Source organism: Pseudotenacibaculum sp. MALMAid0570, assembly GCF_040151415.1.
Classification (GTDB): domain Bacteria; phylum Bacteroidota; class Bacteroidia; order Flavobacteriales; family Flavobacteriaceae; genus Polaribacter.
Genome location: NZ_JBDKWF010000047.1, coordinates 282,873 through 302,561, shown reverse-complemented (window position 1 = coordinate 302,561; position 19,689 = coordinate 282,873). Strand labels below are relative to the sequence as shown.

Annotated in this window: 15 protein-coding genes; 3 read left to right on the top strand and 12 right to left on the bottom strand. The window is 32.9% G+C overall.

What is annotated here, in order from left to right:
- Positions 1 to 5: 5 nt before the first annotated feature.
- From AAON49_RS07850 to AAON49_RS07800, 11 genes are all read right to left on the bottom strand, one after another.
- Complete coding sequence (locus tag AAON49_RS07850) at positions 6 to 1,604, bottom strand: OstA-like protein (protein WP_349553925.1); 1,599 nt, start codon at positions 1,602 to 1,604, stop codon at positions 6 to 8.
- A 65-nt stretch (positions 1,605 to 1,669) separates the two neighbouring features.
- Positions 1,670 to 2,941 (bottom strand): adenylosuccinate synthase, encoded by a 1,272-nt coding sequence (locus AAON49_RS07845; protein ID WP_349553924.1) that lies wholly within the window; start codon positions 2,939 to 2,941, stop codon positions 1,670 to 1,672.
- A 25-nt stretch (positions 2,942 to 2,966) separates the two neighbouring features.
- Positions 2,967 to 3,416, bottom strand: a complete 450-nt coding sequence (locus AAON49_RS07840) for a Fur family transcriptional regulator (protein WP_349553922.1) — start codon at positions 3,414 to 3,416, stop codon at positions 2,967 to 2,969.
- Positions 3,417 to 3,484: 68 nt separating this feature from the next.
- Positions 3,485 to 5,701 carry a RelA/SpoT family protein gene (locus AAON49_RS07835; RefSeq protein WP_349553921.1) on the bottom strand — a complete coding sequence of 739 codons (2,217 nt, stop codon included), beginning with the start codon at positions 5,699 to 5,701 and terminating at the stop codon, positions 3,485 to 3,487.
- Positions 5,702 to 5,783: 82 nt separating this feature from the next.
- Positions 5,784 to 7,016 carry a M48 family metallopeptidase gene (locus AAON49_RS07830; RefSeq protein ID WP_349553920.1) on the bottom strand — a complete coding sequence of 411 codons (1,233 nt, stop codon included), beginning with the start codon at positions 7,014 to 7,016 and terminating at the stop codon, positions 5,784 to 5,786.
- A gap of 11 nt (positions 7,017 to 7,027) precedes the next feature.
- Positions 7,028 to 7,468 (bottom strand): nucleoside deaminase, encoded by a 441-nt coding sequence (locus AAON49_RS07825; RefSeq protein ID WP_349553919.1) that lies wholly within the window; start codon positions 7,466 to 7,468, stop codon positions 7,028 to 7,030.
- A 2-nt stretch (positions 7,469 to 7,470) separates the two neighbouring features.
- On the bottom strand, positions 7,471 to 8,256 hold the full coding sequence (locus AAON49_RS07820) for a TrmH family RNA methyltransferase (RefSeq protein ID WP_349553918.1): 786 nt from the start codon (positions 8,254 to 8,256) through the stop codon (positions 7,471 to 7,473).
- 14 nt (positions 8,257 to 8,270) lie between these two features.
- A complete protein-coding gene (locus tag AAON49_RS07815; RefSeq protein ID WP_349553917.1) occupies positions 8,271 to 9,314 on the bottom strand; it encodes an acyltransferase family protein in 1,044 nt (347 codons plus the stop codon).
- 92 nt (positions 9,315 to 9,406) lie between these two features.
- Positions 9,407 to 10,726, bottom strand: coding sequence for an amidohydrolase family protein (locus AAON49_RS07810; protein WP_349553915.1), 1,320 nt, complete (start codon positions 10,724 to 10,726; stop codon positions 9,407 to 9,409).
- Between the two features lie 11 nt (positions 10,727 to 10,737).
- A complete protein-coding gene (locus AAON49_RS07805) occupies positions 10,738 to 13,701 on the bottom strand; it encodes an amidohydrolase family protein (protein WP_349553914.1) in 2,964 nt (987 codons plus the stop codon).
- A gap of 91 nt (positions 13,702 to 13,792) precedes the next feature.
- A complete protein-coding gene (locus AAON49_RS07800) occupies positions 13,793 to 14,881 on the bottom strand; it encodes a DUF3810 domain-containing protein (RefSeq protein ID WP_349553913.1) in 1,089 nt (362 codons plus the stop codon).
- A gap of 138 nt (positions 14,882 to 15,019) precedes the next feature.
- Here AAON49_RS07800 and dnaB point away from each other — a divergent pair, with 138 nt between their 5' ends.
- Both dnaB and AAON49_RS07790 read left to right on the top strand, forming a co-directional pair.
- Positions 15,020 to 16,543 carry a replicative DNA helicase gene (dnaB, locus tag AAON49_RS07795; protein WP_349553911.1) on the top strand — a complete coding sequence of 508 codons (1,524 nt, stop codon included), beginning with the start codon at positions 15,020 to 15,022 and terminating at the stop codon, positions 16,541 to 16,543.
- A 205-nt stretch (positions 16,544 to 16,748) separates the two neighbouring features.
- Positions 16,749 to 17,972, top strand: coding sequence for an asparagine synthetase B (locus AAON49_RS07790; RefSeq protein ID WP_349553910.1), 1,224 nt, complete (start codon positions 16,749 to 16,751; stop codon positions 17,970 to 17,972).
- Between the two features lie 150 nt (positions 17,973 to 18,122).
- Here AAON49_RS07790 and AAON49_RS07785 read toward each other — a convergent pair whose 3' ends face one another.
- The gene (locus AAON49_RS07785) at positions 18,123 to 18,533 is read right to left on the bottom strand and encodes an ester cyclase (RefSeq protein ID WP_349553909.1); all 411 of its coding nucleotides are present in this window, start codon (positions 18,531 to 18,533) and stop codon (positions 18,123 to 18,125) included.
- Positions 18,534 to 18,718: 185 nt separating this feature from the next.
- Here AAON49_RS07785 and AAON49_RS07780 point away from each other — a divergent pair, with 185 nt between their 5' ends.
- On the top strand, positions 18,719 to 19,564 hold the full coding sequence (locus AAON49_RS07780) for a transketolase (protein ID WP_349554027.1): 846 nt from the start codon (positions 18,719 to 18,721) through the stop codon (positions 19,562 to 19,564).
- The last annotated feature ends 125 nt before the right edge of the window (positions 19,565 to 19,689 follow it).

The window sequence follows — 19,689 nt, the reverse complement described above, 5'->3', positions numbered from 1 at the left end:
CAAATTTAAGGATTTGATTTTTCTTTCTTTTCCCTTGATTTCTTTTCTTGCTTTTTACCAATAGTACCTTTAAAAAGTGGTTTTCTAACAGTTTTGCCATCTTTTATAAAGATATCGTCTTTAGTTTTTGGTTGCTCGTCTTCTCTCCAAAGAAAGCCTTGTAATTTTCGATCTACTTCTGGAAACTTTGATGGAGGATAGGTTTTTCCATCAGATTGTTTTAGACACTTAATCTGATCTATTTCATTATCTATCAATTCAAATTCAATATTACTACACAATTGTTTTGTAATAGTTTCTAAAACACCATTGTCATTTCGGTTGAAATTTACAGCTTGCCCATTTCCTTTAACCAACAAAGTACGAAGTTTATTTTCTATAAACTTACCATACATATTCTTTCCCTTTATTTGGTTAAAGTTTTTTGGGTCTAATGAATCTTTTTGAATGATAAATGAATTCCCTAAAATTTTAAGAGAATCTAACTTATCGGTTTCTTTGTCTGATAAAAGCTGAATGCTATCTCCGGTAATTTGACTTTTTCCAGACCAAATCACAGGGCTAAAATACATCTTGGTTATTCCAGACGCCTGGTTTGTATGTAATGAATCGCATTTCCCTTGAAGATCACTTTTAAAAATTTTCACATTGTTATAAGTGCGAATGACTCTTTGATTCTTTTTACCTGTAACCAATAATGTATCACCATGAACAAACATTGAATCTTTTTCCATTACTGAAATAGCCACAGCTTTTTTGATCATAAAAATCGAATCTAATTTTTCATAATACTCTGCATAATTACCTTTTGCTAAGAAATTCTCAGCGGTATCTATAACTTGTATGTTATTTGTGGCTGATGCAAATCCTCTGGGTTTGTCATAATATAAGCTATCACCTTCTATAGTTCTATTATCTATATAGAGTTTAGCATTTTTCACAAAGTGAGAGACATCTGTTTTGGTATTGTAAAAACCTCGTTCTGATTCTATTTTATTACCATCTTTTTTACCTGTGATCGTAGACGGACCATAGAGATATGCGTGACCAGAGTTGGTATAGTAATCAAGATGGTTTGACTCGATAAGATTATCTGGATTATCAATAGTAACCTTTGTAGTAGCAGTAAATTTTTTATTTTCTAAATAATAATTACCATTCTTGCTATTTAAGGTATTTGTTTCATCTTTTATAGTAGCGTAATCTTGGTAATATAACTTTTGCTTCTCTCTATTAAAGTAGAGTGTATCTGTAGTTAAGGTCATTTGAGTGTCTTTCAACACAACATTTCCCCAAGAGATTGCAATCTTAGCATTTCCATCATAATCAACATAATCACTGGTTTGTCTTATGGTATCGCCTTGATTTATAACAACATTTCCAATGGCTTTGAAGAAATTGTCTTTCCTATAATAAAAAGCTTTTTGACAATCGAGAATAGCTCCTTCATGTTCAATTTTCACTTTTCCTATTAAAATTGTTGCGCCAGGATGTTTTTCTTCATCAGTGTAACTTAACTCACTTTTAAGAATCTTGATTTTTCTTTGTTGAGAAAATCCAACAAAACAAGAAAGGACAAATATGGCTAACAGTATCTTTTTCAACGATATTCTATTTTTGAGCTAAAATACTGAAAAGAGTATGCCAAATTCTTAAATTTTAGATAAAACTAACGAGTAATCGTTTGTTTTCTATCGGGTCCAACTGAAACAATTTTGATTGGAACTTCTGTTTCCTTCTCAATAAAATCGATGTAATCCAAAAGGTTTTTTGGTAATTGACTTTCTTCTGTTAAAGTTGTTAAATCTTTTTGCCAACCTTTGAATTCTGTATAGATAGGAGTAACGTTTTCGGGTTCTATATTGTAAGGTAAGTGACTAATTTCTTCTCCTTTATATTTGTATGAAGTACACACTTTTAAGGTGTCAAAACCAGAAAGCACATCACCTTTCATCATCATTAATTGCGTTACACCATTTACTTGAATCGCATATTTTAAAGCTACTAGATCTAGCCATCCACAACGTCTTGGTCTTCCAGTTGTAGCTCCAAACTCATGACCTACTTTTGCCATTGTGGCTCCATTATCGTCAAATAATTCTGTAGGAAATGGTCCAGATCCTACACGCGTAGTATAGGCTTTAAATATTCCAAAGACATCACCAATTCTATTAGGAGCAACGCCTAAACCAGTACATGCTCCAGCAGCAGTTGTATTAGAAGATGTTACAAAAGGGTAGGTCCCAAAATCGATATCTAGTAAAGATCCTTGAGCTCCTTCAGCAAGAATAGATTTATTTTCTTTGATGGCATTATTCAAAAACTCTTCGCTATCTATAAATTGTAAAGTTCTTAGCTTATCTACACCTTTACAAAACTCTTGTTCTAACTCTTCCAAATCATATTGAATATCTACATCAAAGAAGTCTAACATTTTAATATGTTTATTGGTAAGAGCTTTGTATTTATCTTTCCAATTATCTAATTCAAGATCACCAACACGCATTCCGTTTCTACCGGTTTTGTCCATATAAGTTGGACCAATACCTTTTAAAGTAGAACCTATTTTAGCTTTTCCTTTGGATGTTTCAGAAGCAGCGTCTAATAATCTATGAGTTGGTAGGATTAAATGCGCTTTTCTAGAAATTAAAAGCTTCTCAGTGTAAGCGATATTATGTTTGTCTAAGTTTTCTAGTTCTTTCTTAAAAATAACAGGGTCTATTACAACTCCATTTCCTACTACATTTAAAGCAGAATCATGAAAAATTCCGGAAGGAATAGTATGCAATACATGTTTATGTCCGTCAAAAATTAAAGTATGCCCTGCATTTGGTCCTCCTTGAAAACGTGCTATAATATCATAGTTCTTAGTAAGAACATCTACAATTTTACCTTTTCCTTCATCTCCCCATTGTAGTCCTAGTAATAAATCTACCGCCATGTAATAAGTTAGTTATGTTGTGTTGTTAGTTGTCTGAATTTCTTTTTTTTCCGTAAAAATAAAGTGAGTGATTGTGAATGTCTATGTCAAAGACTTCTTCAATCGTTTTTTTAATAATCTGGATTCTTGGATCACAGAACTCTTTTACTTCACCTGTATCTGTAAGAATCACATGATCGTGTTGTTTGTCGAAATAACTTTTCTCATATCTAGCCATTGTTTGACCGTCAAATTGATGTTTTCTTACCAAACCACAATCTAATAGAAGATCTATTGTATTGTATAGAGTAGCTCTACTTACACGATAGTTCTTGTTTTTCATTTTAATATATAATGATTCTATATCAAAATGTTCTTCTACGTCATATATTTCTTGTAGGATAGCATATCGCTCTGGAGTTTTGCGATGCTTGTTTTCTTCTAAAAAGCTTGTAAAAACCTTTTTAACAATTTCTTGGTTTTCGTTCGAGCCCATAATCCATTTATTAAAAGACAAATTTAAGCTTATTATTCGGAAATAAACATGTTTTTTAAGAAGGTTATTTACATTGTATTAACACGTTCTACCTTTTGAACTCCATCAACTTTTTTAATACTGTCTATTAGTTTAGAAAGTTGAGTTCTGTTTTTAACACTTAAGGAAAGTTTTCCTTCAAAAACACCTTCGTTTCCAGCAATATTAATGCTGTGAATAAACACATTCATATTATTAGAGATAATACGTGTTAGATTGTTTACGATTCCTTTATTATCTACACCGCTAACTTTTAGAATTGCTTTAAATTCTTGGTTTGAAGAATCAATCCACTTAGCTTTAATAATTCTATAAGCGTAATTAGATTGCATAGAAATAGCATTCGGACAATCTTTCTTATGCACTTTAATTCCTTCGTTAATAGTAATAAAACCAAAGACATTATCTCCAGGAATTGGATTACAACATTTAGAAATCTTATAGCTTAATTTTTCATCATCATTCCCAAAAACTAAATCATCATACTTGTTTGTAACCTCTTCTTTATCTATGACTTCTTTTGAAGGAGCTCTTTTTAATCGACTTTTGAAAAAACTCATGAATCGATTGTTTCGTTGACTCACAAATGCTTTAAGCTGAGTATTGTCAATTGCTCCATTTCCTATTCTGAAAAATAAATCGAAACTAGTTTTTAACTTAAAGTAGTTTACTAGTTCATTCACGGTTTTTTCATTAAAAGGAATTTTAAGATGTCTTAGTTTACGGCTTAAGATTGCTTTACCTTCTTCGGCAATCTTTTTTTCCTCTTCTTTTAAAGCTGTTTTTATTTTAGATCGAGCTCTTGCAGTAATGACAAAATCGAGCCACCTAGCATTCGGTTTATTATTTGATGAAGTGAGTACTTCTACTTGATTCCCACTACTTAACACATGACTTAAAGGAACTAATTTTCCGTTTACTTTGGCGCCTCTACATTTTAATCCAACATCTGTATGTATAGAAAAGGCAAAATCTAGAGCAGATGCTCCCTTTGGAAGGGATTTTAAGTCCCCATTAGGAGTAAAGACATAGATTTCTTTTGAATACAGGTTTAGTTTAAAATCCTCAACAAAATCAACAGCATTGATATTTTCATTTTCAAGAGTCTCTTTTAAACGATTTAACCATCCTTCTAATCCGTTTTCATTTTCTTTTCCTTGTTTGTATTTAAAGTGAGCAGCATATCCTTTTTCTGCAATTTCGTCCATTCTTTCGGATCGAATTTGAACCTCAACCCATTTAGCTTCAGGCCCAATTACAGTAATATGTAATGCTTCATATCCAGTTGTTTTGGGTTGGGAAATCCAATCACGCAAACGAGAAGGATTGGGTTTGAAATAATCTGTTACAATAGAATAAATTTTCCATGCATCAAACTTTTCATCATCAGAGCTAGGTTTGTAAACGATACGAATGGCAAACTTGTCATAAACTTCTTCAAAGGATACATTTTGCTTTCGCATTTTTCTACGGATAGAAAAAATAGATTTGAATCTACCTTTGATAACGTATGAAAAATTTTCATTCTTCAATCCGCTTTTTAGAGTATTGGCAAAAGATTGAATATAGTTTTCTTGTTCTTCTTTGCTTTCCTTAATCTTACTAGCAATATCGTTGTAAACTTCTGGTTCTGTATATTTTAAACCTAAGTCTTCTAACTCAGTTTTTATGTTATATAATCCTAATCGATGGGCAAGAGGAGCATAGATGTATAAAGTTTCAGATGCTATTTTTACTTGTTTGTGTGGAGGCATAGCATCCATGGTTTGCATATTGTGTAATCGATCTGCAACTTTAATTAGAATAACACGAACATCGTCATTTAAGGTTAACAACATCTTTCTGAAATTCTCAGCTTGAATAGAATGATCCTTATCTTTTTTTAGATTGGATATTTTCGTTAAACCGCTAACAATTCGCGCAATGGTTTCTCCAAAAAGACGTTCAATGTCATCAACAGTATAAGGAGTATCTTCAACCACATCATGTAAAAGAGCAGCAGCAATAGATGTAGCTCCTAAACCAATTTCATTAGCTACAATTTTTGCTACAGCTATGGGATGAAATATATAAGGCTCTCCAGTTTTTCTTCGTTGCTCAGAATGTGCTTCAACGGCAATATTAAAAGCTTTCCGTATCATTAATTTATCAGAACGCGATAAAGTTTGATAGGAATCTTTTAGGAGATCTTTATATCGTTTTGCAATCTCTTTATTTTCTTCTTCTATGGTTGCTGTATACTTCAATTGTCAGTGAATCTTTATCCTTTGTCAAAGGATAGAATGAAAGTAGTACAAAAAAAAAGTTTGAGCAAGTTTTTAGAATGGATTAATTCGTCAAATTTTTAACTCTTTTCATGAGCGTTGGATGTGAGTAATGAACAAAAACATAAGAAGGATGAGGGGTTAAATTACTTAAGCTGTTTTTAGATAGTTTTTTTAGTGAAGACACTAAAGGTTTACTTGCATAAGTTTCTTTCGCATAGTTATCTGCTTGGTATTCAAATTTTCTTGAGATATAGTTCATTACCAATCCTGTAATCTCAGATATTGGCGAGTATAAAATTCCAAATGCAATCAAACCAATATGAAAACTATGATTAGAAACTCCTAATGCTTCTGATAAAATGGGAGAGTTGATAAATAAAGATAGAATAAACAGAGTAAGACCTGTGAGTAGAATAGAGGTGATTAAGTTAAATATGATGTGTTTTCTTTTGTAATGCCCCACCTCATGTGCTAATACAGCAACGATTTCTTCTTTTTCTAAATCGTTGATTAATGTATCGTACAAAGTAATTCTTTTCTGACTACCAAAACCAGAGAAATAAGCATTAGCTTTTGTAGATCGTTTAGAACCGTCTATGACGAAGATATTCTCTAAAGTGAAACCAACTTTTTTTGCATACTCTGTAATTGCGTCTTTAAGTTCACCATCTTCAAGAGGAGTTTGTTTATTAAATAATGGAACAATTAATTTTGAATAGAACATATTCATAAAAAGAGAAAAAACTGCTACCAATCCCCATGCATATAGCCAAAATTGCTCCTTAGTTAATTCATAAAACCATATAATTAAAGCTAATATTCCCCCTCCAAGAATAGCTGTCATGATCCATCCTTTTATTTTATCTAAGAGAAAAGTTTTGCGAGTAGTTTTGTTAAATCCAAATTTCTCTTCAATAATAAAAGTTTTATAATAAGAAAAAGGAAGCGTTAAGATATCACTACCTATCATAATAATACCAAAGAAAATTAAGGCAATTATAATTGAGTTGTCTGAGTAAGATCGTGCAAAGTTGTCTACAATTTCAAATCCATCTGCAAAGAAAAAAGTTAGGGTTAAAGCAATAGAAAACAAAGAGGTTAGATTTCCGAATTGGTAATTTGTTTTTTTGTAAGCTTGCGATTTCTTGTATTCTTCTTCGTCATACACATCATTCAGTTGTTCAGGAATTTCATCATCAAAATGTTTTGCGTTTAGTGAGTCTAAAATTTTATCAATTATGAAATTGAAAACTAAAATTCCAATTAGAATATAAAAAAGTGTAGTTGGTTCCATTTAGTTATGTTTTAGTCTTCTCCGATATCTTCATTCCATAATTCAGGTTTTTCCTGAATAAAAGTTTCCATGAGTTCAATGCATCGATTATTATTAACAACTTTTACATCAACTCCTTTGCTCATAAGTAATTCCTCTTCACCCATAAAAGTTTTGTTTTCACCAATAACCACTTTAGGTATTCCATACAAAAGAATTGTTCCAGAACACATTGAACATGGAGATAGGGTAGTGTACAGAATAGAATTTTTATATACACTGGCAGGTTGACGTCCGGCATTCTCCAAGGCATCCATTTCTCCATGAAGAATGGCGCTTCCTTTTTGTACACGACGATTGTGTCCACGACCAATGATCTTTCCTTCATGAACAATTACACTTCCAATCGGAATTCCTCCTTCGTTATATCCTTGTTCTGCTTCTTTTATAGCTTCTAATAAGAATTGATCCATAGTTATTTTTTACGTTGTCTTTTTGCTTCAAAGATTAAAATAGCTGCTGATACAGAAACATTCATGGAATCGATTTCTCCTTCCATAGGAATGTTAATACATTGGGCGGCATGTTCTCTCCAAATCTCCGTTAAACCTGTGGCTTCAGTTCCTACAACAAGTGCTGCTCCTTTTGTATAATCCTCTTGGGTATACTCATTAGAATTCTGTAATGTGGCACTATAAATTGAAATATCTTTTTCTTGCAAAAATTTAACTATATCTTCTGAACTTCCTGTAGCAACTTGATTTGTAAATAAACATCCCACACTAGAACGAATTACATTAGGGTTGTATAAATCAGTTTTTGGATTTGCAATAATTACTGCATCTAAATTCGCAGCATCAGCAGTTCTCAATAAAGCTCCTAAATTACCAGGTTTTTCAATAGATTCGGCAACTAAAACTAACGGGTTGTTGTTTTTAAAAATAATAGAATCTAAGGTTAAATTTTTCGACTTTACAACAGCAATTACACCTTCTGTAGATTCTCTGTAAGCTATTTTTTGATAGATTTCTGGTGTAACTTCAATAAGTTCTGCATTGGTAAAATGATTTAAGTAATCGTCATCAATTTTACTAGAAAGAAATAGGAGAGAGGTGATTATATAATTTCCTTTTTGAGCTAAAAGAATTTCACGTTTTCCTTCAATAACAAATAAACCTTGTTTCTTACGTTCGCGAGATTTTTCTTGTAGTTTGAGAATGTTTTTAATCAATGGATTTTGAAGACTTTCAATTTGCTTCATAATGGGAAAAGACTTTACTGGGCTAATTTAATGCTTTTGATTTTCTTTCGTAATGGAGTTTCAATGTATTTATAAGTTATTGAAGAAGTTACAATGAGTACAAGAAAACATCCGTAAAAAATAATGGTCTTATCTGTAATTCCTAAATACATTAAGAGTCTTCTTGTAATACTAAAAATAGGGATTTGTAAAATATACACTCCATAACTTATTTCGCCTAGATGAATAAACAGTTTTGACTTAGATAGTTTTGATATCCATCCATGATCATAGGATATTAATAAAATCATCGGAGCAAAAATAATTGCCAATAAACCATTGTGATAGTCAATGGCATTCCCGTATGCCAAAATTAATGCACACAGAATAATAAGTCCTAGTATGAAGAATGAATTATTACGAGTCTTATACTCACGTTGAACAAAGTATAAACCTATTAGGTTTCCAATTAAAAATTCATTCAGGTGTATAACAGGGAAATAGAATAGTAGATTGTGGCTTATTGTATGCTGACCTTGATAATGTTCAGAGTAAAAGAAATAGAAAAATACAAGTTGACTAATTACAAAGAAGAACAAGATAGGTAGAGCTAATTTTTTGTAATTAAATTTTTTATATAAATAGTTGAACAAGAGAGGAAAAGTAACATAAAAGAAGAATTCAACACTTAGAGACCAGCCAGGAAAGTTAAGCGTCAAAACTTTTGCAGGCACCCAGCTTTGCAGGAGTGTTATGTTTAAAATTAAATCTATTGGCTTAACATCTACATTGGTCGCAACTAAATAATAACCCACTAGAATTAAAGTAGCTAATAAATACACTGGATAGATTCGTGCAAATCGATTCCTAAGATAATTGAGTACTGAAATTTTTTGTTTCTTGTGATAAGCAATAATCATGACAAATCCAGAAAGCACAAAGAAATAACTCACTCCAATATTTGCTCCTAGAAACATTGTCTTTTGCAAGTTGAAAGGAAAAATATCTATTCCGTAATGGAAAATAACAATCAAAGAGGCTGCTATAAAGCGTGTAAATGTGAGTTGTTCAATTCTCATTTATGAGGTTAACTTCTAGCAAATATATTTAATATAAATAAAGCACCGCTTTACAAACGGTGCTTTATATAATTTTTTGAGAAAACTACTTATTATTTCCCGTTAATCTTTTTGTCATATCGTTTCCAAAGTGTTGTTTGATGCGATTCTAGACTGATCTTTCTTCCTTGAATGAAGGCTTGTATAACAATATTGGTACGCATGTCTAAAGCATCACCTTCAGAGATAAATAGAGTTGCATCTTTACCAGTTTCTAAAGTACCAGTAATATCTTCTACTCCTAAGGCTTTGGCAGCATTTCCAGTAATCATCTGTACTGCTTTTTCTTTATCAACTCCATAGGCTGCGTAAGTACCTGCATAAAAAGGTAGATTACGAGTATTCATACGCTCCATTTGTCCTTCCATTCCAATGGCAACAGTAATTCCTGCATCCATTAAAATTTTAGCATTTCTAAAAGGAAGATCGTAATCGTCATCTTCATTGTTAGGAATTCTATGTGCTCTGTCTACAACCACTGGTATATTGTTTTTTACCAAAAGATCAGCTACTTTTTCAGCATCGTTTCCGTGCACAATTACAAGGTTATTAATACCAAGAGATTTGGCTGTATTTACAGCATCTGTAATTTCTCTTGATCCACTTACATGCAAGTAAAGCTTTTGAGATCCGTTAAACAATCCTTTGGTAGCTTCATAAGCTAGATTTACTTCTTTTTTGTTTCCTGCTAAATATCTTTTAGCATTTGTGAAATAATCTTTGATAGATTGAACATTCTTAGGATAGTTTTTATCCGGTTTTAAACTAGGATCTTCACCAAGCCACCAACGACCACTTGTAAAACTACCAGGCCAGTTGATGTGGATTCCGTGATCAGCTTTAATAGCAGCATCTTCCCAATTCCAAGCATCTAATTGCATTACAGAAGCTGTTCCAGAAATGGTTCCCCCTCTAGGAGTAATTTCTGCAACTAAAACTCCATTTGGTCGCATAGACTCTACAACTTTACTCTCTGCATTATAAGCAATTAAACTTCGAATATGTGGAAGCATTGATCCGGTTTCATCAAAATCTCTAGTTGCTCTAACGGCATCTACTTCAGAAAGTCCTAATGATGCATTTACTGCAATAAACCCAGGATATACATGCTTTCCTTTTGCATTAATTACCGTTCCTTTTGCATTAATTACCGTTCCTTGTCTTGCGATTTTGGAGTTGGCACTTCCTACAAAAGTGATTTTTCCATCGTTGAACATAATCAACGAATTTTCTATAACTTCTCCGTTTCCTAAATGTGCAGTTGCACCTTCAATAGAGTAGGCCTGAGTTTGCTTTGGAGCGGGAGTTTGCTGTGCGATGATAGTTCCTGCAAAGAAGAAAGCTACCAAACTATATATAATATGTTTTTTCATGATTTCTTGAATTAATGGGTTCCTTCTGTTTCACAAGTAAATTCTTTCAATACTTTCTTTCTCGGTGCTTGTACTTTACCACCGTTTAGCTTTTCACTAAGCATCATGTTAATCAGCTTGCTTTTTTCAGCTTTAATAGCAGCACGCTTTTTCATGTCTTCCTCTAAATCAAAATATACTTTTCCTTCAATAATTGTTTTTTCAGCCTTAGCATAAACAGATAAAGGATGATCACTCCATAAAACAACATCTGCATCTTTTCCTACTTTGATACTTCCCACACGATTATCGATATGTAAAAGTTTAGCAGGGTTGATAGTTACCATTTTCCAAGCGTCTAATTCTGTCATTCCTCCATACTTAATGGTTTTTGCAGCTTCCTGATTCAATCTTCTAGACATTTCTCTATCATCAGAATTAATAGCTACTGTAACACCTGCATTGTGCATGATAGCGGCATTGAAAGGAATAGCATCGTTTACCTCATATTTATAAGCCCACCAATCAGAAAAAGTAGAACCTCCTACACCGTGTTCTTTCATTTTATCAGCTACTTTATATCCTTCTAAAATGTGTGTAAATGTGTTGATGTTGAAATTGAATTTTTCAGCAACTTTCATCAACATGTTTATTTCACTTTGTACATAAGAGTGACAAGAAATAAAACGTTCTTTATTAATTATTTCTGCCAATGTTTCAAGCTCTATATCTTTTCTATACGACTTACCACTTTTCTTTAAAGCATCATATTCTTTAGCTCTTTGGAAATAATCTACAAATACTTGTTCAGTACCCATACGAGTTTGTGGGAAACGTACTGTCTGATTATCACCCCAATTAGATTGTTTTACATTTTCACCTAAAGCAAATTTGATAAACTTAGGAGTATTACTGTAAATCATTGCATCTGCATTCTCTCCCCATTTTAGTTTGATAATAGCAGATCTACCTCCAATTGGATTAGCAGAACCGTGTAAGATTTGAATTGATGTAACACCTCCAGCTAAGTTTCTGTATATATTGATATCGTCTGGATTAACAACGTCTTCTATTGTTACCTCAGCTGTTGAATTATGACCAGACTCGTTAACAGCAGATGTGGCTATATGTGAATGTTCATCAATAATTCCAGCTGTTAAATGTTTTCCAGTTCCATCAATTACTTTAGCTCTTCTAGCTTTTAAATTCTTTCCAATTTGAGCTATTTTTCCATCTTTTAGTAAGACATCAGTGTTTTCTAAAACACCATCAGCTTCACTAGTCCAAACAGTAACGTTTTTAATTAAAAGTGTTTCTTGCTTTGGTTGAGAGAAGTTTCCTAAACCAATGTTAGGATAACTTACCGGCATTACAACTGGAGCGGTATCTTTTTTCTTTTTGCTCTTCTTCTTACTGGCTTTGTCATTTTTATTACCACCTGTTTTAGAAGCTACCCATGCAGACTCATTTCCTTCTATATCAAAAGTAGTTCCTGAAATTCCATTAGAAGTAGGTTGTCCTACAATTCTAGTGAAATAACCGTCATCATTAATGGTAATATGTACCCATCCATCAGCAAAACTAAACTTAGATTTTACTTTTTTGTCACCAGATTTTAAGCTACCACTTTGTTTAGCTCCTTTTCCTGATATAGTTAGAGTAAAAGGTTTATTATCTATAGAAAAAACATACAGTCCAGTGATGTCTTGTACATTCATATTACTGATTACATTCTGATTTCCTTGCACCCAGTTTTCATAGATGGTTGTTCCTTTATCAAAAACATCACCGTTAGTAATTAGAAAATTAGCATAACTACCAGTATTTAGGTTACCAATAGTAGATTTTCCTAGAATTTTCGCAGGTACAGTAGTCAAAGCTTCTAAAGCCTTTGTTTTGTCAAAACCGTACTTGATAGCTTTCTGTAAGTTCTTATGGAAAGAACCAACTGATTTTAAATCATGAGTAGTTAAGGCAAAAGGAACTCCATTTTTAGACAAAACAGCTAAATTAGAAGGCTCTTGGTTCCATCTTCTCATATCTCCTAAAGAAATTTGATTTGCAAGTAAAGGGTTACTTACATCATAAGCTTTTCTAAAGTTTATTGGGATAATAAGATTAGCACCCGTTGCTTTGATGTCATTAATTCTTTCAAATTCGCCACCATCACCAACAATAGTATATTGAATTCCAAATTCATCACCTACTTTATCAGCTCGAGTTACATCTAAGTGACTACCTGCATCAAAAATTTGTACTAAACCTTTATTGTTGTTTAAAGCCTCTAATGCGGCATCTTTATTTTTTGCATTTCCTGCAGCATACCAGTCGGCATCTAAATACATTTGACGTAACAGAGCCATGGCTCCCATACGAGAAGTTGGGTAAGACTGTCTAGATTTTACACTTTTGCTAAACGATAAATACTGCGCTGATCTTTTATCAAGAACTCTATAAGCATCAGTAGAAGATGAGTTTAAAGCGACTAAGATTCCGTTTCCTCGAACTATTCCATCATGAACATGAGTATTCACTACTCCAAATCCTGCTTTCACAAGTTCTTTTGCTTTTCTATTATCAAAAGCAAAACTTTCTGAAGCATTGGTTTCAGGTCGAATATGGTCATTCCAGTAATAGCCAGATCTATTTGCATCATATTGCGGACGTTGACTATTACTTCTAGGTCTTTGGGGTTTCTTTACTCCAAAATCTGAGTAAATATCAATAAATGAAGGATAGATAGTTTTACCGGAAAGGTCAACCGTCTTAGCTCCATTAGGGATTTTCACCGATTTCCCTACGCCAATAACTTTACCATCTTTAACGAGTAAAGTTCCTTTTTTTATGACTTGAGAAGGGGTTACATAGATTTTTGCATTCGTAAATGCAACGGTTGTGTTCTTTGTAGTTTTCACACCCGTGTTAGTTGGAAAGTACTCTTGCGCATGCAGTAATGGTGCTGAAAGCACCATGAGTACCAGAAGTAGTTTTCTCATGTGTTATTTATTTGAATCGTCTATAAATTTATTGAGAAGCAACGGGTTGACTTAAGTTCAAAGCCGTTTTAACAAAATTTTAAGAAAATTATTAGAAAATAGATGAGCCTTTTAGTCTTTTTGTGTAATAACTAATAAATAAGTCAACAACATAGTTATAAGAGTCCACTCCCTTAGCTTGTTTATTTGATTTTAAGTAGGCATTATACCCCTTTTTTAAGATCGGCTCAAATGGATTTTCATATGAAGCCCAGAATTCAGAAGACGTTTTGAAATCTTTGAGGATTCCTTTGTTTATAGATGCATAAACACTTTTAAACTGATCTGGGTCTCGTTTATAGAGTTCGAAAATTGTGTAGCGGACTGCCATCCGATAAGCAGCATATTGAAAGTAAATATCTTTATTATGTAATGCAGCTAAGAAACCAACAAAATTGGCTTCATTCTCTGCAGCAAAACCAATTTGATGTGCCATTTCATGACAAGTTGTGGTTGGAAAACTTGTTTTAGGAATTCTACTATTCACTTGGGCTTCCCCAGTAAGTGGATTTAAATACCCAGAAGTTCCATTATAACTTTGTAGTAAACTCATTAAAGAACTTTTTGCAGTTCCAAATTGATATTTGAATTGAGGAAGTTCTTTTGCTAAGCTGTCATATCCTTTCCTTGCTAATTTATACATTTCCCTCTGAGAGTAGTTATTTTCTACCTTTATAGTATCTGATGTTGTGATTTGGATTTGAACAGAGTTTAATTCATTAATCAAGTATTTTGACAAACGAATCAATTCTTCATTTGTATACTTCGTTTTTTCATATCCTAAGTTTTTAGAAAGTGGTTCTCTGTAATAATTGAGCCCCCAAAAAAGATAGAAACAAAAGTAGATTACAGAGAAGAATGCTGTAATCCCCAAAATTTTGTTTAGGAAATTTTTGAATTTGGTTTTAAACAATCGGTAGATAAAACGTAAAGAGTAGAAGATAAAATAGAAGATTAAAAGATCACCTATAGAAAAAGGAATCCATCCGAATAATATTCTAAAGAAAGAACTAATTACAGGATACAAACCATTGGAATAATAGTTTTCTATAAAAGAAGGGTAATGCTCAACCAATCTCATTAAAAGCAGTTGTGCTCCTAAAAAAAGCGTTAAGTATAGGTTTCTTTTTTGTATCTTCATTGTGGTAAAAATACAGAAGAATTTTACAACATTACACTTTGTTAACAGGATAATAACAATTTGGTTAACAAAACCTGTGTACAAATAAATTTATAAAAACCTCCTTTGGGTTAAACCTAAAAATATACATTTGTCCTCATGGAAAAAATGCAACCAATTCCCGGTCAAAAAGTAGATAAATCTCGACTCATTAGTTTGGAAAAAGGAAAAATCCCTCCTCAAGCTGTTGATTTAGAGGAGGCTGTGTTAGGAGCGATGATGATTGACAAAAAAGGAATTGATGATGTAATAGATATTTTGCATCCTGATGCTTTTTATGAAATTAAACATCAAGAGATTTACAGAGTCATTTATCAGCTATTTCAAGAATCGAAGCCCATTGATTTATTGACGGTATCTAATTCTTTAAAGAAAGCAGGGAAATTAGATTTGGTTGGCGGTGATTTTCATTTAATTCGCTTAACACAAAAGGTTGCATCTTCTGCTCATATTGAATTCCATGCCAGAATCATCCTACAAAAGTATATTCAACGTCGTTTAATTGCAATCTCAAGCGATATTATTGAGAATGCCTACGATGAGTCTTCTGATGTTTTCGATTTATTAGACGATGCTGAAGCTAAATTATTTGAAGTAACACAAGGTAACTTAAAGAAAAGTTCAGAAGGTGCAGGAGATCTTGTAAAACAAGCTTTAAAGAAGATTCAAGATATTTCTAACAAAGAAGGAATGAGCGGTTTGGCTACTGGTTTTACGAAGTTAGATGCTTTAACTTCTGGTTGGCAACCTTCAGATTTGATTATTATAGCGGCTCGTCCTGGTATGGGGAAAACGGCCTTTGTAATCTCAATGGCTAAGAATATGGCTATTGACTTTGAACATCCTGTTGCAGTATTTTCTTTAGAGATGTCATCTGTACAGTTAATTACTCGTATGATTTCTTCAGAAACAGGATTAACTTCAGAAAAACTTCGTAAAGGAAATTTAGAACCACATGAATGGGAGCAACTAAACGTAAAAGTAAAACGTTTGTCAGATGCTCCTATTTTTATTGATGATACACCTTCATTATCTATTTTCGACTTACGTGCAAAAGCTCGTCGTTTAGTATCGCAACATGGAGTAAGAATTCTAGTAATTGACTATTTACAGTTAATGACAGCAGGAACTTCTGCTAAAGGAGGAGGAAATCGTGAACAAGAGATTTCTACAATTTCGAGAAACTTAAAAGCTTTGGCAAAGGAATTAGATGTTCCTGTAATTGCTTTATCTCAGTTATCACGTGCTGTAGAAACTCGTGGAGGTAGCAAACGACCATTATTATCAGATTTACGTGAATCTGGAGCAATTGAGCAAGATGCAGATATCGTTTCGTTTATTTATCGTCCTGAATATTACGGAATGACAGAATGGGATGATGATGATCATACACCTTGTGAAGGCCAAGGAGAATTCATTGTAGCTAAACACAGAAATGGTGGATTGGATAATATTCGTTTGAAGTTTACTGGACACTTGGCAAAATTCTCTGACTTAGAAGAAGGCTTTAGTAGCGAGTTCCAGTCTAGTATGAATACAGGTTTTGCAGATGATGTATTCCCAGACACTCGTATTGAGCCTAAAGATGCCTTTGGTTCAGAAGAGGATGATGTGCCGTTTTAACACCTAAATTAAATGAGTAAAAAAGAACAAGAAATCGTTAATGTAAACGAACTAGATGTTTCCTACATTGTAGTAGAACCGAATCTCATTTATTATATAGGTTAAACAATTCCTAAAAAAAGTATCTACAAATAAACAAATCCATAAAAGGTTGTACTTTTAGGGCTAGATGAAGAAGCTTTTATTTATACTCACTTTTCTATTCATGTCAAATTCTATTTGGGCGTCGTTTATATATATCCCTATGAGTCACGACAATCAGAAGAATCATTTAAAAGCATATGGAATTGTATATTTTTCATTACAAAACGGTTTAAAAGCCAAATGGTTGCTAAATTATGATGGTGGTGCATTTTTGATAGAAAACAATCCTCTATTAGAGAATGAATGTAAAATTAGAGGTGTTTCATATGAAGTAATTTCAGATGCAAAATCACAATTGATTCTACAAGAAATTTCATCACCTTCTAAAAATCAAGAAGCAGTAACCTTAGAAAAGGCGCCAAAAATAGCCGTGTATTCTCCAAAAGACAAAATGCCTTGGGATGATGCCGTAACCATGGTGCTAACTTATGCTGAGATTCCGTTTGATGTGATTTATGATGAAGAGGTGTTAAATGACAAGTTGTTGTTGTATGAATGGTTACATCTCCATCATGAAGATTTTACAGGACAATATGGTCGCTTTTATGGAGCTTTTAGAACAGCTCCTTGGTATATTGATGGAAAACAAAGAGCTGAAAAACAAGCAACAGAGCTAGGATATAAAAAAGTATCGCAATTAAAACTAGATGTTGCCAAGAAAATTCGTGATTATGTCATTGGTGGTGGATTTATGTTTGCCATGTGTTCGGCTACAGATAGCTTTGACATCGCTCTCTCTGCTGAAGGTGTAGATATCGCAGAATCCATGTTTGATGGCGATCCAGCTGAATCTAATTATCAGAGTAAAATCGATTTTTCAAAAACATTTGCTTTTAAAGATTATCAACTTATTAGAAATCCTGTTGTATATGAATTCTCATCGATAGACATGACTCGAAAAAGAAGAATTCCAAAGACTTCAGATTATTTTTCTTTGATTGAATTTTCAGCCAAATGGGATCCAGTTCCAACAATGCTTACGCAAAACCATACGCAATTAGTAAAAGGTTTTATGGGACAAACTACTTCTTTTGACAGAAGAAATGTAAAACCTAATGTATTGGTCATGGGAGAAAACAGAACAAACAGAGAAGCTCGATATATTCACGGAACCAAAGGAAAAGGATTGTTCACTTTTTATGGAGGTCATGACCCTGAAGATTATACCCATAGAGTAGGAGATCCAAAAACAGAATTAGACTTACACCCAACGTCTCCTGGATATCGCTTAATATTAAATAATGTACTGTTTCCTGCTGCTAAGAAAAAAAAGCAGAAAACATAAACATATATTAGTAGCAACACTTATAGTTCCTTTCTAAGAACATGATAACTTTGTTTTTGAAGGGTTCGTCACTTTAAAATCAAAAGTCTATTTGATACTATGAAAAAGAGAGTGAGTTAGGAGCCCTTTTTTTTATCAATAAAAAGTTGTCTATACTTTTAGAACTTTAAGTTGTTTTAAAAGATCATAAATATCCATTTCTGCCCATAGTTCAGCTATTTTACCATCTTTATCAAATCGTTCAATGGTAATTCCTTTTAAAATAATTTTTTTTCCAGTTGGAGGAATATTCATAAAATTGCCAAGATGATTTCCAATATATCTCCATCGAATACAAACTTTATCGCCTTCACCAAAAATATCATCAATTTTGAGTTCACCATTTTGAAAAGCTTGAGTTATGACGAGTACATTCTTTCGGATTCCTTCATTGCCTTTTGAAGGATTGATGAGATGACCTGTAAAATCTGGAGTAAAAACTTCCTCAATAATATTAAAATTCTGTTCTTCCCAGAGTTCTTTAAAGTACCTTTTAACAGTAGCTTTATTGTTTTCTAGCATTGTTTTAGATTTAGTATATCGGTAATTTATTAATATATTTTCAAACTAACATGATTATTTCTGTCGAAAGCCTTATACCTTTCTTCTTTCTCTTTTAAGCCGTTAATAACCTGTTGATTTTACTTCTAAAATTTTGTTGTTGTTTGTAGATGAAAAAACTACATTTGCTCAACAATAAAAACAACATGGCAACTACACAACAATTACAAGATTTTACACAGCAAGTACGCAGAGATATATTACGAATGGTACATGCTGTAAATTCAGGCCACCCAGGAGGTTCTTTAGGATGCGCAGAATTTTTTACAGTTCTTTATCAAGATGTAATGAGTTATTCTACAGATTTTACGATGGATGGCGAAAACGAAGATGTTTTCTTCTTATCTAACGGTCATATTTCACCCGTTTATTATAGTGTGTTGGCTAGAAGTGGTTTCTTTCCAGTAGAAGAGTTGGCAAGTTTTAGAAAGCTAAATACTCGTTTGCAAGGGCATCCAACAACTCATGAAAAATTACCTGGAATAAGAATTGCTTCAGGGTCTTTAGGGCAAGGAATGAGTGTAGCAATCGGGTCTGCTGTTGCTAAAAAATTAAATGGCGATGATAAACTTGTGTATTCATTGCATGGTGATGGAGAATTGCAAGAAGGTCAGATTTGGGAATCTGCAATGTTTGCATCAGCAAAAAAAGTAGACAATTTAATTGCTACTGTTGATTTAAATGGAAAACAAATTGATGGGTCTACAGATGATGTATTGCCAATGGGAAGTATCAAAGGAAAATTTGAAGCTTTTGGATGGGATGTATTAGAAGTTAAAGAAGGCAACGATGTTGAAGCCATCAAGGCTGGTTTAGCAGAAGCTAAATCAAGAACTGGACAAGGAAAACCAGTTTGTATACTATTACATACTGAAATGGGGAATGGTGTTGATTTTATGATGTATACACATGCATGGCACGGAAAAGCGCCTAATGATGATCAATTAGCATCTGCGCTAGAGCAAAATCCTGCAACTCTAGGAGATTACTAAAATGTTATTCTCAATTTATTGAGAACTTATATACTATAAATCCTACTGATAACTCAGTAGGATTTTTTTATACTTTTCTTCACATTACCCTGTAAGTAAAAAAGTATCTTTACGTCTGTAAAAAC